General features: G+C 73.8%; 11 protein-coding genes. 6 read left to right on the forward strand and 5 right to left on the reverse strand.

Annotated elements, in window-relative coordinates; genetic code table 11:
* Nucleotides 1-16 precede the first annotated feature (16 nt).
* Complete coding sequence (locus E4623_RS16560; protein ID WP_134767631.1) at nucleotides 17-787, reverse strand: SDR family NAD(P)-dependent oxidoreductase; 771 nt, start codon at nucleotides 785-787, stop codon at nucleotides 17-19.
* A 209-nt stretch (nucleotides 788-996) separates the two neighbouring features.
* Between E4623_RS16560 and E4623_RS16565 the strand changes: the two genes are divergently transcribed.
* Nucleotides 997-6384, forward strand: a complete 5388-nt coding sequence (locus tag E4623_RS16565) for a lamin tail domain-containing protein (RefSeq protein WP_134767632.1) — start codon at nucleotides 997-999, stop codon at nucleotides 6382-6384.
* A 179-nt stretch (nucleotides 6385-6563) separates the two neighbouring features.
* Nucleotides 6564-6890 (forward strand): hypothetical protein, encoded by a 327-nt coding sequence (locus E4623_RS16570; protein ID WP_134767633.1) that lies wholly within the window; start codon nucleotides 6564-6566, stop codon nucleotides 6888-6890.
* Between the two features lie 31 nt (nucleotides 6891-6921).
* Here E4623_RS16570 and E4623_RS16575 read toward each other — a convergent pair whose 3' ends face one another.
* Complete coding sequence (locus E4623_RS16575) at nucleotides 6922-9168, reverse strand: LLM class flavin-dependent oxidoreductase (RefSeq protein WP_134767634.1); 2247 nt, start codon at nucleotides 9166-9168, stop codon at nucleotides 6922-6924.
* Nucleotides 9169-9232: 64 nt separating this feature from the next.
* On the opposite strand from E4623_RS16575, the gene E4623_RS16580 reads away from it, so the two are divergent.
* The 4 genes from E4623_RS16580 to E4623_RS16595 all read left to right on the forward strand — a co-directional run bounded on the left by E4623_RS16580 (nucleotide 9233) and on the right by E4623_RS16595 (nucleotide 11999).
* Nucleotides 9233-9580, forward strand: a complete 348-nt coding sequence (locus E4623_RS16580; RefSeq protein WP_209020712.1) for a helix-turn-helix domain-containing protein — start codon at nucleotides 9233-9235, stop codon at nucleotides 9578-9580.
* 286 nt (nucleotides 9581-9866) lie between these two features.
* Nucleotides 9867-11018: a zinc-dependent alcohol dehydrogenase gene (locus tag E4623_RS16585; RefSeq protein WP_134767635.1), complete on the forward strand. Its 1152-nt coding sequence runs from the start codon at nucleotides 9867-9869 to the stop codon at nucleotides 11016-11018.
* Nucleotides 11015-11623, forward strand: coding sequence for a hypothetical protein (locus tag E4623_RS16590; protein WP_134767636.1), 609 nt, complete (start codon nucleotides 11015-11017; stop codon nucleotides 11621-11623). The genes E4623_RS16585 and E4623_RS16590 overlap by 4 nt, the downstream gene beginning before the upstream one ends.
* 103 nt (nucleotides 11624-11726) lie before the next feature.
* The gene (locus E4623_RS16595) at nucleotides 11727-11999 is read left to right on the forward strand and encodes a LuxR C-terminal-related transcriptional regulator (RefSeq protein WP_134767637.1); all 273 of its coding nucleotides are present in this window, start codon (nucleotides 11727-11729) and stop codon (nucleotides 11997-11999) included.
* 171 nt (nucleotides 12000-12170) lie between these two features.
* On the opposite strand, the gene E4623_RS16600 is transcribed toward E4623_RS16595, so the two are convergent.
* The 3 genes from E4623_RS16600 to E4623_RS16610 are packed head-to-tail and all read right to left on the reverse strand — an operon-like array spanning nucleotide 12171 to nucleotide 16141.
* Nucleotides 12171-13391: a serine hydrolase domain-containing protein gene (locus tag E4623_RS16600; protein WP_134767638.1), complete on the reverse strand. Its 1221-nt coding sequence runs from the start codon at nucleotides 13389-13391 to the stop codon at nucleotides 12171-12173.
* Nucleotides 13392-13418: 27 nt separating this feature from the next.
* Nucleotides 13419-15383 (reverse strand): FtsX-like permease family protein, encoded by a 1965-nt coding sequence (locus E4623_RS16605; protein WP_134767639.1) that lies wholly within the window; start codon nucleotides 15381-15383, stop codon nucleotides 13419-13421.
* A complete protein-coding gene (locus E4623_RS16610) occupies nucleotides 15380-16141 on the reverse strand; it encodes an ABC transporter ATP-binding protein (RefSeq protein ID WP_245155124.1) in 762 nt (253 codons plus the stop codon). The genes E4623_RS16605 and E4623_RS16610 overlap by 4 nt, the downstream gene beginning before the upstream one ends.
* Nucleotides 16142-16200 lie beyond the last annotated feature (59 nt).

The raw sequence follows: 16200 nt of genomic DNA on the forward strand, positions 1-16200 counted from the left end.
CGGGCGTCGGGGTCCGTCAGGCGTTGCGGGCCGTCAGCCCGCCGTCGACCGGGATGACGGCGCCGGTGATGTAGGACGCCGCGGGCAGGCAGAGGCTGAGGGTCGTGTGCGCGACCTCCTCGGGCAGGCCGTAACGGCGCAGCGCGGTGCGGCGGTGGGCGTAGAGGGCCTTGTCCTCGGGTGGGGCGAACGCCGTCATCGGGGTCTCGATCGGTCCCGGGCAGATGCAGTTGACGGTGATCCCCGCCTTGCCGAGGTCGAGGGCGAGGGCGCGGGTCAGGCCGACCACGCCGGCCTTGCTCGCGGCGTAGGCGCTGTCGTCGACGGTGGCGCCGAGGGCCTCGGTCGAGGCGATGTTGACGATCCGGGCGGCGTCCGAGGCCCGCAGGAAGGGCAGCGCGGCCCGCACGACCCGCTGGTGCGCGGTCAGGTTGACCCGCAGCATCCGTTCCCACACCTGCTCGTAGTCGTCGCCGTCGAGCGGGGAGGAGCCGGCGATGCCGGCGTTGTTGACGACGACGTCGAGCGCGCCGAGGTGTGCGGCGACGGCCGGCACCACCTCGGCGACGCTCGCGGGGTCGCCGACGTCGAGGGTCCAGGCGGTGGCGTCGCCACCGGCCACCCGGACGGAGGCGGCGACGTCGTCCGCGGCGGCACCGTCGACGTCGGTGACGGCGACCCGGGCCCCCTCCGCCGCGAACACCTCGGCGGTGGCGCGGCCCATGCCGTGGCCGGCTCCGGTGACCAGGACGACGGTGCCGCGGACGGAGCGGGCGTGGGGAGTCATGGGGGCCTCTCGTCGGGGGCGGGTGCGGTGCGGGGGCGGCTCGGTGCCGCGCCCCAGTTCTACGCCACCGGGTGACGCACCCGGGGCACGCGCCGTCCGCGGCGTCGGTTCGACGTCCGGGAGACACCGGTGGGTCATCTCGCGTTCCGCTGACCGCACCTGGGTGCTGCGACAGTCCGCGGGTCCCGAGAAGAAGGTGGATCCTCCGCATGCCCGTGTCACACCGCTCGTTCGCCCGCCCCCTCGTCGCCGCCGCCGTCGGCGCCGCCCTCACCGCCGGGGTGCTGGCCGTCGTCGCACCCCCTGCCGCGACGGCTGCCGTGCCACCGCCGTCCCTGATGATCACCGAGGTCAACGTCAACTCCGGCAACCAGCCGGGCTCCGACGGCGCCTCCCTGGACGCGTGGGAGTTCGTCGAGGTCCACAACACGACCAACGCGGCCATCGACCTGACCGCGGCCGACGTCGCCGTGGTCTACCTGAGCGGGTCGACGCCGCGGACCCTGGCCTACGAGCCCGGCACGGTCGTGCCGGCGCACGGGACCGTCGTCCTCTGGGCCAAGAACAGCCGGTACCGCGACGCCACCTCGGAAGGCGGCACCGACGCCCGGCTGACCGACGAGCAGTTCCGTGCCTTCTACGCGGGTCTCGGCGCCGGCACCGACTACGCCCTCGCCCACCTCACCGGGCAGGACGGGCTGAACAACACCGGCACCTCGATGTACCTCACGCAGGGTGGGGTCGAGGTCTCGCGGATCACCTGGGCCGCCGCCGACGTCGGGTCCGACCAGACGGTGACCTACGGCGTCCCGGCCGCCGCGGGCTCCACCCAGCTCGCGGTCTTCGCCCAGCGCCAGGTGCCCACCCCCGGCACCGTCGACCCGGCGCAGGTGGGCGCGGTCGCCGACCCGCCGACCGACCCGCCCGCCGAGCCGGGCGTCGCCCCGAGCCTGGTCGTGACCGAGATCGCCCCCGACCTGACCGGCGACGACACCTACGAGTTCTTCGAGGTCGCGAACACCACGTCCGCGCCGATCGACGTCAGCCAGGGCTACGGGTTCTCCTACATCTTCAGCGACACCGGCACCAGCGCGAACGACAAGGTGCTCACGATCTCCGACGCGGCCGTGACGATCCCGGCCCGCGGGGTCGCCCTCGTCTGGCTGCAGTACGCCAGCGGCAACGTCGACAGCTTCGCCCGCACCGACGCCGAGTTCCGCGCCGCGGTCGGCGCACCGGCCGACGCGCTCGTCCTCCACGCCACCGGGCAGCCCGGCATGGCCAACGGCGGCAACCGCGGCATCCGGGTCGACGCGGGTGGGACGCCGCTGACCTGGTCGTTCCTCCCGGCCCGGACCGCCACCGCGATGGCCTCGACCCACTTCGGCGTCCCGGCCGCGGGTGGTGGCCTGACCCGGGTCACCGCCGACCTCGCGCCGTTCACCGCCGGCGTGGTCGACCCCGCCCAGCTCGTGCCGCCGGCCACGGAGCCGCCCGAGGAGCCCGGTGGCCCCGATGTCCCCGACCAGGGACCGCCGCCGCCGACCGACCCCACCCTGAGCGCCCCCCTGCTGCAGGTCACCGAGGTCGCGCCGGACACCACGAACGTCGGCACCGGCGACGGCTACGAGTTCGTCGAGGTCTACAACGCCTCCGACGAGCCGGTCGACTTCGCCGACTACACGATCAACTACCTCTACACCGACGCCAACGAGGTCACGACCAGCAGCGCGCTCTGGCCGGCGGTCCCCGCCGACCCGGTCATCGAGCCCGGCCGCACGCTCGTGCTGTGGGTCAAGAACGCCCAGAACGCCGCGCTCGGTGCCGCCGACTTCAACGCCCACTTCGGTGCGCACCTCACCGCCGGCGTCGACCTGGTCGAGATGGTGTCGGGTGGCATGGCCAACGCCGGCCTGCGCGGCATCCAGGTGCTCACCAACTCCGGTCACGACATCAGCCGCGCCTACTACCTCGACGACGCCGACACGGTCGCCGACCAGCCCCTGCAGTACCGCTGGGAGAGCGGCACCAGGCAGACCAAGATCGGCACCGCCACCGCCACCCCCGGGTACGCCGCACCGACGCAGGTGCCGGCCGGCCTCGTGCCCACGCCGGTCGACACGACCGGTCCGGTCGTCGCCGACCTGACGGGCAGCACCGACGCCCCCGATACCGACGGCCTCGCGCTCGACTTCCGTGTCACCGACGACCACCTGGTCCGCACCGTCGAGCTGACCACCGACACCGACGTCGACGAGCCCTCGAGCCGGTTCCTGCGCTTCGGCGCGCCCGACCGCTACGCCTACGAGATCCCCGCGGTCGACCTGTACGGCAAGCGCTGGGTCGAGTACACGCTCCGCACCACCGACGGCGTCACCACGACGACGTTCGGGCCGGTCCGCGTCGTCCTCGACGAGGGCGCGCCCGCTCCCGTCCGGCTCAACGTCGCCGACGACCAGTACGTCGGCGGCACCACGCGGCTCTCCGCGACGACCGACGCCGACCCGGCCGGGCTCGCGCTGACCGTCGACGGCGCGCCGGTGGCCCCCCTGGTGCCCGCCCTCGAGGACGCTCCGGTGTTCGCCTTCGAGGCCACCAACACCGACGCGTTCTTCCGCAACGGCGTCCGGATGGGCGACGACGTCCTCGCCGTGTTCGACGAGGGCCTCTACGAGCGGATCGAGACCATCACGGCGCCGGTGCCGATCGAGCGCGCCGTGCGCGGCGAGGAGCTCACCGTCGGCATCTACGCCGGCACCAAGGCCTTCCCGCAGCCCGACCCGAACGAGAACAACGACGACTTCTCCGCCCTCAACCTTCGCCTGGCCCTGCCCGACGGCCGGGTGCTGCGCCCGGTGCGGTGCGGCGGCGCCGGCGAGGGTCAGGCCGAGACGGTGCGGGCCTGCCCCGCCGACCCGGCGACGCGGATCGGCTTCTCCGACGCCAGCCAGGTCTACTTCACCGCCACCTTCGCCCTGCCCGACGACGCCTTCGACTCCGTGGCCCATGCCTGGGACACCACGGCGGTCGCCGACGGCGCGCACGCCGTGACCGCCACGTCGGGTGCGGAGTCGGTGACCCGCACCGTGCGCGTCGACAACACGGCGCCGTCGGTCTCCTCCTCGCTCACCGACGGACGGCGCTACCGCGGCGAGGTCGTCGTCGACGCGACCGCGACCGACGCGGGCGCCGGCCTCGGGCCCGACGCGGTCACGGCCACCCTCGACGGCGAGCCCGTGACGCTGCCGTCCACGACCAGCTCGCTGGAGCTGGCCCCCGGTCCGCACCGTGTCGTGATCACCGCCCGCGACCGGGTCGGCAACGAGGTCACCCGGACGATCGACTTCACCACCGCCGACGAGCGACCCGACACCACCCTGCAGGCGCCGGAGGACGGCGCGGTGGTGGACGCCGGTGGCGTGGAGCTGCGCGCCACCGCCGGCTCGCCGGAGGGCGACGAGCTGACCATGGCCTTCCGCGAGGGCCACACGTTCGTGCCGACCGACGCGGAGGTCGGCGCCTACGCCGGCTCCACCGACGACGCCGCGAGCCTCGACCGTGACGACCGGGTGGTGCTGAGCGACGCCGAGCTGGCCGAGGTCGCCGGGACCGACGGCATCTCGCACGAGGTGTCCTCGGAGACCGAGCTGCCCTACCAGCTCTTCACCGTCGCCGTCCCGGCCGACGCGGGGGCCGACGCCTCCGTCCGGCTGCGCTGGGACGGCGCGGCCAACGCCGGCGCCAAGGTCCTGCTGTACGTCCGCGACAGCGCGTCGGGGGCCTGGGAGGAGGTGGCCCGCACGGTCACCACCGACGCCGAGCCCTTCGTGCTCGAGGCGACCGTCCCGACCGCCGGTCACGTCGTCGACGGGGAGGTCACCGTTCTGGTGCAGCACTCGGAGGGTTTCGCCGGGACGCCCGGCTCGAGCCGTGAGAGCAACCCCACGCCGTACGCCGACGCCGCGACGCCGCGCTCGGAGTACGACTTCACCATCGGCTGGCAGTCCGACACGCAGTACTACAACGAGACCCAGGACTTCTACAAGCACCAGCTGGCGATCAACCGGTTCCTCCTCGACCAGCGCGAGGAGCTCAACCTGCAGTACGTCATCCACACCGGCGACATCGTCAACGTCGCACGCGAGCAGCGCCAGTGGGAGAACGCCGACTCGGCGTACCGCCCGCTCGACGCGGCCGGGCTGCCCTACGGCGTCCTCGCCGGCAACCACGACGTCAGTGGCGCCGAGGAGGACTACACCGAGTACTCCCGGTGGTTCGGCGAGGACCGCTACGCCGCCAACCCCTGGTACGGCGGGTCGCTGCAGGACAACCGCGGCCACTACGACCTCGTCAGCGCCCACGGCGTCGACTTCCTGATGCTCTACATGGGCTGGGGCCCCGGCGACGAGCAGATCGACTGGATGAACGAGGTCATCGCGCGCTACCCCGAGCGCAAGGTCTGGATCAACCTGCACGAGTTCATGCTGACCACGGGCGGGCTCGGCCCGATCCCGCAGCGGATCCAGGACGAGGTGGTCGCGACCAACCCGAACGTCTTCGCCGTCTCCTCGGGTCACTACCACGACGCGTTCACCCGCACCGACGAGTTCGACGACGACGGGGACGGCACCGCCGACCGCACCGTCTACTCGATGCTCTTCGACTACCAGGGGCTGCCCGAGGGCGGTCTCGGGTACCTGCGCCTGCTCCACTTCGACAACGAGGGCGGGCGGATCGTCGTGCGGACCTACTCCCCGTCCCTCGACGACTTCGACTCCGACGACCCGTCGCTGGCGCCGGAGCACCAGGAGTTCGAGATCCCGTACGCCGCCGCCGGGATCGCGCCGGTCACGAAGACCCTGGCCACGGACTCCTTCCGCGCCGACGTCCTGACCACCACCGACATCGAGGTCCTGCGCGACGTCCCGTCGGGCGCGACCCGCACCGTCACCTGGGACGTCGAGCCCGGGGAGCACGGCTGGTACGTCGAGACCACCGGACCCTTCGGCGGCACCGACGTCTCCGAGGTCCGCACCGTCACCGTCGAGGCACCCGGCGCGCCGACGCCGGGCACGCCCCGCATCCGCGGCACCGCACGCGTCGGCCAGCTCGTCACCGCCGAGCCGGGACGCTGGCCAGCCGGCAGGTCGCTGACCTACCGGTGGCTCGCCTCCGGCCGGCCGGTCGCCGGCGCCACCGGTCGCACCCTCCGGCTCGGTCCGCAGCTGGTCGGCACGCGGCTCACGGTCGAGGTCACCGGCCGGGGGAGCGGGTCGTCGTCCAGCACGGCCGTCTCCGCCGCGCGGACCGTCGTCCCCGGCCGGCTGGTCTCCCGCCGACCGGTCCTGCGCGGCCGGCCGGTCGTCGGTCGCGTCCTCACGGTGCGGACGGGACGGTGGGGCCCGGCCCCGGTCGACCTGCGCGTGCGGTGGTACGTCGCGGGCCGGCTGGTCCGCGGTGTGGCAGCGACGAGGCTCACCGTGCGCCCCGCGTTCCGCGGCCAGCGGATCACCGTGCGGGTGACCGGCACCAAGGACGGCTACGCGAGCCGGACGGTGACGAGCGACCCGACCACCAAGGTGGTGCGTCGCCGCTGACCACCGACCCGCGACCGGTCACGGACCCGGAGGTCCGTGACCGGTCCGGGCGGGCGGCACCGAGCCCGCCCGCCCGTGACCCGGCTGCGTCGCGGACCCGATCCCGTCGGTGACGGCCAGCGCCCCGGCGACGGTCGCCGGGTGTCTCGGCCCGCCGGTTCCGCGGCACACTGTGTGTCGTGGCGTACCCGACCCCAGACGACCCACGGCAGGCACCGACCTGGACGAACCACGTCGTGGCGCAGGCCTCCCAGGCCGCACTCGGGCTGGTGCCGAGCTACGTCCACGCCCTCGGCGTGCGCGTGGACGGCTTCGACGTCACCCTGGTGGTCCAGGCACCGCACGGGTCCCCGGCCGATCGCGACCAGGACGTCGTCGACATCGCCGAGGACCTGAGGGCCTTCCTGGGACCCGATGCGCACGTGGCGACCGAGGTCCAGGCCTCCGAGACCCGTCGGCTCGACACGCACGACGGTGTCCGCTGGTTCTTCGCCACCCGCGCCTGACGACCTGGAGCCGGGTGCCGATCGGCCCGCCTCAGGCGGCGGGACCCTCGACTGCGTCGCTCGCCGGCTCGATGAAGAAGTTGTCGCGGAACAGGCCGGTGGGGTCGTAGCGGCGCTTGAGGTCGCGCAGGCGGGCGAGGTGGGCGGGTGGGAAGGCGCGTTCGAGCCACCGCGGTCCGGTACCGGTCTCGAAGCTCAGGTAGCTGCCGGACAGGTGGGGGACCAGCCGCTCCCAGGCGGTGTCGAACCCCGAGCCCGTGCCGAAGCCGGAGAGCGAGAACGCCGCGCTGCGGCCGGCGTACGCCGTGGCACCGCTCGGCACGTCGGCGACCGCGCCGCCGACCGCGCGGATCGAGAAGAAGGACGACGTGCCCGCGTCGAGGAGGTCCGCGACCTCGGCTGCGAGCGCGGGGGAGAGGTGGTCGGCCAGGCCGGAGTGGGTGTGCGGCTCGCCGCGGCCCTGCTGGGGCCCGTCGCTGCTGTACAGGCCCATCACCTGGTCGTAGGTCGTGAGCGCGACCTGCTGCTGCAGCAGCGGGGCGATCCGGGCGATCGGCTGCAGGCGCTCGACGACGGTGTCGGGGTCGTCCGCGTCGACGACCAGCATCGCCTGGGCGATCCGCTGTCCGCCGTGGCGCGCCCCGAGGATCACCTGGCCGGTGACGCTGCGGTCGGCGGCCTCGATCTTGCGTCCCCAGCGCTCCAGGAAGGTCGCGGTGTCGCCGGCGTCGAAGGCGAGTTGGGCGAAGGCGATCGTGCCGACCCGGTGGGCGGTGAGCTCGAAGGAGGTGGCGATGCCGAAGTTGGCCCCGGCGCCGCGCACGGCCCAGAACAGGTGGGGCTCCTCGTCGGCGCTGGCGCGCACCGCCCGGCCGTCGGCCAGGACCATCTCGACCGCGGTCAGGTGGTCGATGGTCAGACCGTGGCTGCGCGCGAACCAGCCGATCCCGCCGGCGGTCGCGAGCCCGCCGACGCCCACGCCGCCGTAGTCGCCGCTGCTGATCGCGAGCCCGTGCGGTGCGAGCGTGCGGGCCACGTCGGCCCACCGGGCGCCGGGTCCGAGCCGCACCCGGCCCGTGTCGGGGTCGAGCACCTCGACGGTGTCGAGCGCGCCGACGTCGATGACGAGGCCGCCGTGGTTGAGGGAGCGGCCGGAGATGCCGTGCCCCGCGGACAGGACGCCGAGCGGCAGCCGGCGGTGCTCGCGGGCGACGGCGACGGCCGCCTGCACCTCGGCGACGTCCTGCGGGCGGAGGACCAGGCCGGGCGCGCCGCCGCGGAGGTAGCTCGACCGGTAGCGCGCGTACGCCGGGTCGCCCGGCTCGACCGCGCGCTCGGCCAGCTCGGGCGGCAGGTCGTCGTACCGGATGCCGGGGAGCCGCCCGGCCAGGGACGCGGGACCACGGACCCGGCCGCGCTCGCGCACCCCGGAGCGGTCGCGGGCCTCGGCGACCCGGTCGCGGACCTCGCCGGTCAGTGCGGCGAAGCGTCGCAACCCGCCCTCGTCGTCGCCCATCACGACGAAGGTGCTGACGCCGTCCTCGACGGCGAGCCGGACCAGGTCGTCGGCGCCGGTGTCGGGGGTGATGTTGAGCAGCCGCACGACCTCGGCGGGGTCCCGGCCGGCCTCCCTGGCCGCCTCGTCGATCACGCCCATGCCGCGCTGGAGGTCGCCGGGCTGCAGGCACGGCATCGACGGCAGCCAGCCGTCGGCCGCGCGGCCGATCAGGCGGAGCATCCGCGGCTTGAGCGCCCCGAGCCAGATCGGTGCCGGGTGGGCGGGTGCCGGGCCGCGCTTGGCGCCGCGGACCCGGTGGTGGGCGCCGTCGACGGCGAGGACCGACCGGTCGGAGGTGTCCCAGATGCCGCGGATGATCGTGATCGCCTCGTCCAGGGCGTCCACCGCCTCACCCGGGCTCAGACGGGTCCCGCCGTACGCCTCGATCGCGTCCCAGAACCCGCCCGCGCCCAGCCCGAGCGCGACGCGGCCGCCGGAGAGCAGGTCGAGGCTGGCCACCGACTTCGCGAGCACGGCCGGCGGGCGCAGCGGCAGGTTCAGCACGTTGCCGGCGAGCTGGATCCGCTCGGTGCGTGCGGCGGCGTACGACATGAGCGTCCAGGTGTCGAGGAACGACGGCTGGTAGGGGTGGTCCTGGAAGGTCGCGAGGTCGTAGCCGAGCTCCTCGCTGAGCACCGCGAGGTCGACCGGTCGTCGCGGTGCGGCGGCCGTCGGGGTGATGAAGGATCCGAAGCGGAGGGGGTGACCGTAGTCGGGCATGTCTCCAGGATGCGTCGCTCGACGACGCGTTGCCAACCGTGGATAACCGACTTACGATGAGTAAGTGACCACCACTGGCTCGACCCACCACCGCCAGGGCCTGATCGACGACGCCACCTGCCGTGAGGCCACGGCGGGCCTGGAGCTCGTCGGCCGCCGGTGGACCGGCGCGATCATGCTGGCGCTCGGCCGTGGGGCGACGCGGTTCAAGGAGGTCGAGGCGGCGGTCGAGGGGCTCTCCGCGCGCCTGCTCACCGCCCGCCTGCGCGAGCTCGAGGAGCACGGCGTCGTCGAGCGCGAGGTGATCCCGACGACGCCGGTGTCGGTGCGCTACCGGCTCACCCCGCGCGGTCGCGACCTGCTGACCGCGATGCAGCCGCTGGTGGCCTACCACCTGCGCTGGGGCGACTGACCGTCCCTCGATGCTCGAGGTGCGGTTCGCCGTGCAGCGGCCCGCGCCCCGGATCCGTCGTCCGGGCGTCCGCCTGCCGGGTCGCGGGAGGCCTCGTTCCCGACCTGCTCCCCGCGTCCGAGCTCGCGAGTCACCCACAGGGAGGACGGGATCCTCGACCTCGATGGGCACTGGGGACGAGACGGCGGGCGACCCGACGACCGTCCGGCGCCACGACTCGCACCACCTGGCGTCGACGACCTCGGAGCAGCACCGACCCCACACCCCAGCCCCAGGAGGCACCACGATGAAGGCGATGGTCTACCGGGGGCCCTACCGGGTCCGGGTCGAGGAGAAGGCTCGTCCCCGGATCGAGCACCCGAACGACGCGATCGTGCGGGTCACCCGGGCCGCGATCTGCGGGTCCGACCTGCACCTGTACCACGGGATGATGCCTGACACCCGGGTCGGTCACACGTTCGGGCACGAGTTCGTGGGCATCGTCGACGAGGTCGGTCCGTCGGTGCAGGAGCTGACGGTCGGCGACAAGGTGATGGTGCCGTTCAACGTGTTCTGCGGGTCCTGCTACTTCTGCACCCGCGGCCTCTACTCGAACTGCCACAACGTCAACCCCAACGCCACCGCCGTCGGGGGCATCTACGGCTACTCCCACACCGCCGGCGGCTACGACGGCGGCCAGGCGGAGTACGTCCGCGTGCCGTTCGCCGACGTCGGCCCGTCGCTCGTCCCGGACTGGCTCGACGACGAGGACGCCGTGCTCATGACCGACGCGCTCGCCACCGGCTACTTCGGGGCCCAGCTGGGCGACATCCGTGAGCTCGACACGGTCGTCGTGCTCGGCGCCGGCCCCGTCGGGCTCTTCGCGGCCAAGTCGGCCTGGCTGATGGGGGCGGGGCGCGTCATCGTGATCGACCACCTCGACGACCGACTCGAGAAGGCACGCACCTTCGCCCACGCCGAGACCTACAACTTCGTCGAGCACCGCGACATCGTCGTGCTGCTCAAGCGGATCACCGACCACCTGGGCGCCGACGTCGTGATCGACGCCGTGGGCGCCGAGGCCGACGGCAACCTGCTGATGCACGTCACCTCGGCGAAGCTGAAGCTGCAGGGCGGGTCGCCGGTCGCGCTCAACTGGGCCATCGACGGTGTCCGCAAGGGCGGCACCGTCTCGGTCGTCGGGGCCTACGGACCGTTGTTCAGCGCGGTGAAGTTCGGCGACGCCCTCAACAAGGGACTGACCATCAACATGAACCAGACGCCCGCGAAACGGCAGTGGCCACGACTGCTCGAGCACGTCCGCGCCGGCCACCTCAAGCCCAACGACGTCGTCACGCACCGCTTCCCCCTCGAGGAGATCGGCGAGGCGTACCACGCGTTCTCGGCCAAGCTCGACGGCATCATCAAGCCCATCATCGTCGTGGACGGTGCGGCATGAGCGACCACCAGGTCGAGGGCGTCCCCGAGTACACCTACACCCCCGACAAGGCTCCGCCCGCGGAGACGAGCGAGCAGCTGCGCGCTCGCATCCCCGGCTGGGGCGTCGACCTCGACCCCGCCGACCGACCCCAGGTGCCCCGCGAGCGGCGCGACCTCGACCTGCCCGGCGTGAGGTGGCGGTTCCCGGAGCGCCAGCCCGAGCTGCAGCCCCGTGAGCGCTCCATCGAGCACGGCACCCTGCCGCCGGTCTACGGCACCGCCCAGCCACTCCACGGGCTCTCCGGGACGATCCGGCGCCTGGCCTACCGCCGCTACAGCGAGGCGCGGGCCGCTCACTGGCTGCTGCTGATGGCCGCCGACCGGGTCGAGGCCCGAGGCGCGGTGCTGCGCTCCCTCGCCACCCTGCGCCCCGACGACCCCGTCACCGAGACCGGCATCGTCGCCGAGCTCGAGCACCACGGGTGGCGCTCTCGGATCGGGCGCGGTCGGGCGGACGCCGGGCACCATGCCCTGGACCCGCTCGTGGTCGGCGGGTCCTGGGCGCTCGGCGGCGCCGCCACCTTCGTCGTGCTCCGCCGAGCCGCACGGGCCCGACGTCGCTGACCGCACCGGTCACCCCCTGGGGTAGATCCGCCGGTTCGAGTTGGTGGCCGGGACCGGCGGGGGTCACTCTGGGAGACCACCAGGCTAAGGAGCCCATCACCTCTTGATCACCCACCGCACCACCACCGTCGAGGACCTCACGCTTCGTGAGCTCGACGTGATCCGTCTCGTCACGAACGGTAGGTCGAACCAGGAGATCGGCGCCGAGCTGTACCTCGGCATCAACACGATCAAGACCTACATCAGGACCGCCTACCGCAAGATCGGGGTCACGACCCGGGTCCAGGCCGTCCTGTGGGGCGTGCACCAGGGCCTGCTCGAGGGGTACGAGGTCGTCCAGAAGCACGACGCGACGCAGTCCCGCCACGCGAGCTGACGCCAGGCTGGCCCGTCGGGAAACCGCGCCCCGTGTTCGCTTGGGGGGACGAGTGAACACGGGACGCGGTTGGGACGAGTGTGGTCGGACCCGTGGACCCGCGGCTCACCCGGTGGTGGAGATCGCCGGACCGGTCGCGCGGCCCGGACCGACGGGCGGGCCGTCGTCAGGTCACCCGGTGGCGCAGATCGCGGTGTCGACGGCGCCGCTGACGTGGCTGACCTGCTCGAGGGAGGTGGGCAGGCCGGTGACGGTGACGACGGCCCACCTGCCGTCGTCGGTGACGAGGTTGCGGGTCTCGAATCCCTGGATGTCGCCGCCGTGGCCCCAACCGACGGCTCCGCACCCGGTGCGGTGGCGGGCCAGCCCGAGGCCGTAGCGCCAGCCGGGGTCGGCGTCGAAGCGAGGTGCGGCGACGGTGTCACGCATCTCGGTGAGCTCGGCGGGAGCCAGCAGCCTCCCACCGAGGAGGCCCGCCATGAACCTCCCGAGGTCCCTCGGGGTGGAGACGAGCTGACCGGCGGCCCAGCCCAGGGAGGGGTCGAGGCGGGTGAGGTCCTGCCAGGGGGCGCCGGGGGCATCGGCGAGGTAGCCGTGGGGGTGGCGGCCGCGGATGCCCTGTTCCCCGAGCCGCGGCCAGTAGGTGTCGTGCAGCCCGAGCGGCTCGACGACACGCCGGGTGATGAGCTCGCCGATCGGGCGACCGGTGACGCGCTGGGCGAGGAGACCGAGAGCGACGTAGTTGGTGTTGCTGTACTCCCACGTGACTCCCGGCCGGGAGTGGCGGCGTTCGGCCAGGGCGGCGTCGAGGAGCTCGTGGGGCTCGAAGTGGGTGTGGGCGACGTCGGCGAGGGAGCCGCCGGCGTCCAGGACGATGGTGTCGTAGTCCGGGAGCCCGCTGGTCTGCTGGAGCAGCATGCGGACGGTGATCCTGCGTCCGTCGTTGCCGTGGCCGCGGATCAAGCCCGGGAGGTAGGTCTCGACGGGTGCGTCGAGGTCGACGAGCCCCTTGCCGACGAGCTGGAGGACGACGGTGGCGGTGAACATCTTGGTGTTGCTGGCGATGCGCACGCGGCCACCACGGGGGACGGGTGCGCCGGTGGCGAGGTTGCCGACGCCGGCGGTGTAGGTGCGGACCTCACCGCTGCGGTCGCGCACCGCGGCCGTGGCGCCCGGGAAGCCGTCCTTCTCCACCAGCTGGTCGAGGGCCCGCTGGACCGGGTCGCGGACACGACCCGACGCCTGGGGCGGTGCAGGGTCGGCGGCAGCAACGACGGTGGCCGCTGCCTGGGCGGGTGTCGCCCGGGCTGGTGGTGCCGGGGTGGCCGACACCGTGGTGAGGGCCGTGGCGGTGAGGGCCAGGCTGGTGAGGGCGGTACGGACGTGGCGCATGGTCGGTCTCCTGGTGGGTGCGGGTGGTCAACGGGCGACGCTGGTCGCGGCGCGCACGGTGCGGGTGGCGGTGAGGACGGTGGCGGCGACGGTGAGGCCGACGACCAGGGCGCTGAGAACGGCGTAGGTCGGGAGGTCGACGACGGGGACACCGGCTCCCAGGAGTCCGGCGCTGACGCCGACGACGGCGGGCAGGACGGCGGCGGTGCCGATGGCCCAGGCCACCAGGCCCGTGATCACCGCCTCGACCCCGGTCATGGCCAGGAGCTGGCGTGCTGTCGCTCCGCTGCGGTTCAGCAGGCGCAGCTCGACGCGCCGGCCGGCGGTGAGGAGGACCAGGGCGTTGAGGGCGCCGAGACCGACGAACACCAGCAGGGCGAGCGTGAGCAGCGTCGAGAGGTGCTGGGCCGAGGCCTCCGCACTGCTCACCGAGGCGACGTAGTCGTCGGTGCGCATCGTGTCGACCCCGCCCACCGAGGCGGCGTCGCCCCACGTGCTCGAGGCGTTCGGCGCGACGAGACCCGAGGCGTCGACGTCGGCCTCGGTGTCGACGAGGGCGAGGTGGACGGCGGGGGTCACGCCGTGCTCGCGGAGGGTCTGCGGGGAGACCAGCTGGCCACCGACCCCGAGGCCGCGGTCGTAGACAGCCACCACCTCCAGCGCGACCTCGGTGCCGACGAGGCGGACGTGGAGCGTGTCGCCGACGCCGCGGCCGGTCTCGAAGGCGGTGTCGGAGCTGACGGCGACCGTGTCGGCGGCGCGCAGCGCACCCAGGGCGCCGTCGGTGACGTCGGGGTCGAACACGGCGGGGTCGACGTCGGGCTCGACGGCTCGCACGGTGGTGGTCTCCCAGACCAGGCTGTCGGGGAGGTCGGTCGCGTCGTCGGTGCGCACCTGGGCCGGTGCGTCGGCCAGGGGGACCACGCCGGTGACGCCGGGTGCCGCGGACAGGACGGCGAGGTCGGCCGGGGTCAGGCCGGCGGCGGACGTCGCGACGAGGTCGGTGCCCAGGGCTGCAGCGAGCTGCTCGGTCGCGGCCTGCTGCACGGTCCGGTCGACCGTGCTCTGGGTGGTACCGACCGCGATCACCAGGGCCAGCGGGATCACCACCGTGGTGAGGCGTCGCGAGAAGCCACGCAGGTTGCCGAGCGCCAGGCGGGTGGGGGCGCCGGACCGGGCCGAGGCGACCCGGGCGGCGCGTCCGAAGGTCCACTCGACCAGGACCGGTCCGGCCAGGGCCGCGGCGCCGATGAGCAGGAACGCCGACGTGGCGGCGAGGGCGCCACCGACGGTGCCGGGCACGACCAGCGGGGTGCCCGCCGCGACCAGGCCGGCGACGGCGGTGAGGACCGCGGCGGCACGGCGCACGGCGCCGATCGGGGCGGACTCGGCCGCGCTCTCCGCGATCGCAGCGGTGGGGGCGGCCCGGACGGTCTCGCGGGCGGCGAGCAGGCCGGCCAGCATCGCCGTCGGCACCACCAGCACGGCCGCGCCGAGGAACGGGAACGGAGACAGGGTCGAGGTGAAGTCGGCGCCGACCACCCCGGCGTCCCGCAGCACCGGGTCGAAGAGGCGGGTCACGAGCAGTCCCGGGACCGCCCCCACCGGTACGGCGACCACACTCAGGAGCAGCAGCTCGGTCGCGACCAGACGTCGTACCTGACGCCGGGTCGCCCCGACGGCCCGCAGCAGGGCGAACTCGCGGCGGCGGCGGCGCAGCGCCAGGGTGGTGGTGGCGGCGACCACGATGACCACCAGGACCAGTGCGGTCCCGGCGAACGACGACGCGAGCGCCACCAGCATGCTGCCGCCGCCGGCGGGCTCACGGAGCCCGGACTCCAGCAGCGCGCCGGTCAGGGTGGTCAGCATCGACGCCAGGGCCAGGACGAGGCCGGTCCCGACCGCTCCGGACCAGCTGGCTCGTGCGCCGGTGACGGCCAGGTGGCCCAGGGTGCGCGACGCGGGCGCGGGGCGCGCCGTCAGGGCACTCATCGGCCGGCCGCGAGCACGCGGGCGGTGACCTCGTCGGCCCTCGGCGTCTCGAGGGTGTCGACCAGCAGACCGTCGGACAGGACGAGCACCTGCTCGGCCGCCGCCGCGACCCGGCTGTCGTGGGTGACGATGACGACCGTCTGACCGAGGTCGCGGGCGGTGTCGCGGAGCAGCCCCAGGACCGCGGCGCCGGTGGCGGAGTCCAGGGCTCCGGTCGGCTCGTCGGCGAACACCACGGTCGGTCGGGTGATGAGCGCGCGAGCGATGGCCACGCGCTGGGCCTGACCGCCCGAGAGCTCGCCGGGCAGCCGGTCGAGCAAGGCGCGGAGGTCCATCCGCTCGACCAGGTGCGCCGCCCAGTCGGGGTCGGCTCCGCGCCCGGCGAGGATCAGCGGCAGCTCGATGTTGTCGCGGACGCTGAGGTGCCCGACGAGGTTGTAGGCCTGGAAGACGAACCCGATGTGGTCGCGACGGAAGCGGGTCAGGTCGTCGTCGGAGAGGGCGCTGATGTCGTGGCCGCCGATCACGACGGCTCCGCGGGTCGGCCGGTCGAGGCCGGCGGCGCAGTGCAGCAGCGTCGACTTGCCGGAGCCGGACTGGCCGACGACGGCGGTGAGCGACCCGGCCTGCAGGCTCAGCGAGACGCCCCGCAGGGCGGCGGTCACCGCGGCCCCGTTGCGGTAGGTCTTGTGGACGTCGTGCAGGGCGACTGCGGTGCCGGTCAGGGGTGTGGTGGGCACCGGGTTCGTGACGGTCACGGGGGCTCCTCGGTCGGGTGGTTGGTCACCGACAACGCTAGGAACGTCGAGCCCTCCCC

This window comes from Nocardioides sp. 1609 (assembly GCF_004522105.1).
In the GTDB taxonomy this organism is placed as follows: Bacteria; Actinomycetota; Actinomycetes; order Propionibacteriales; family Nocardioidaceae; genus Nocardioides.

Excerpts from the sequence above, each read along its gene's own strand:
- E4623_RS16575 (WP_134767634.1), bottom strand. The coding sequence starts at position 9,168 with ATGCCCGACTACGGTCACCCCCTCCGCTTCGGATCCTTCATCACCCCG.
- E4623_RS16565 (WP_134767632.1), top strand. The coding sequence starts at position 997 with ATGCCCGTGTCACACCGCTCGTTCGCCCGCCCCCTCGTCGCCGCCGCC.
- E4623_RS16600 (WP_134767638.1), bottom strand. The coding sequence starts at position 13,391 with ATGCGCCACGTCCGTACCGCCCTCACCAGCCTGGCCCTCACCGCCACG.
- E4623_RS16605 (WP_134767639.1), bottom strand. The coding sequence starts at position 15,383 with ATGAGTGCCCTGACGGCGCGCCCCGCGCCCGCGTCGCGCACCCTGGGC.
- E4623_RS16590 (WP_134767636.1), top strand. The coding sequence starts at position 11,015 with ATGAGCGACCACCAGGTCGAGGGCGTCCCCGAGTACACCTACACCCCC.
- E4623_RS16560 (WP_134767631.1), bottom strand. The coding sequence starts at position 787 with ATGACTCCCCACGCCCGCTCCGTCCGCGGCACCGTCGTCCTGGTCACC.
- E4623_RS16585 (WP_134767635.1), top strand. The coding sequence starts at position 9,867 with ATGAAGGCGATGGTCTACCGGGGGCCCTACCGGGTCCGGGTCGAGGAG.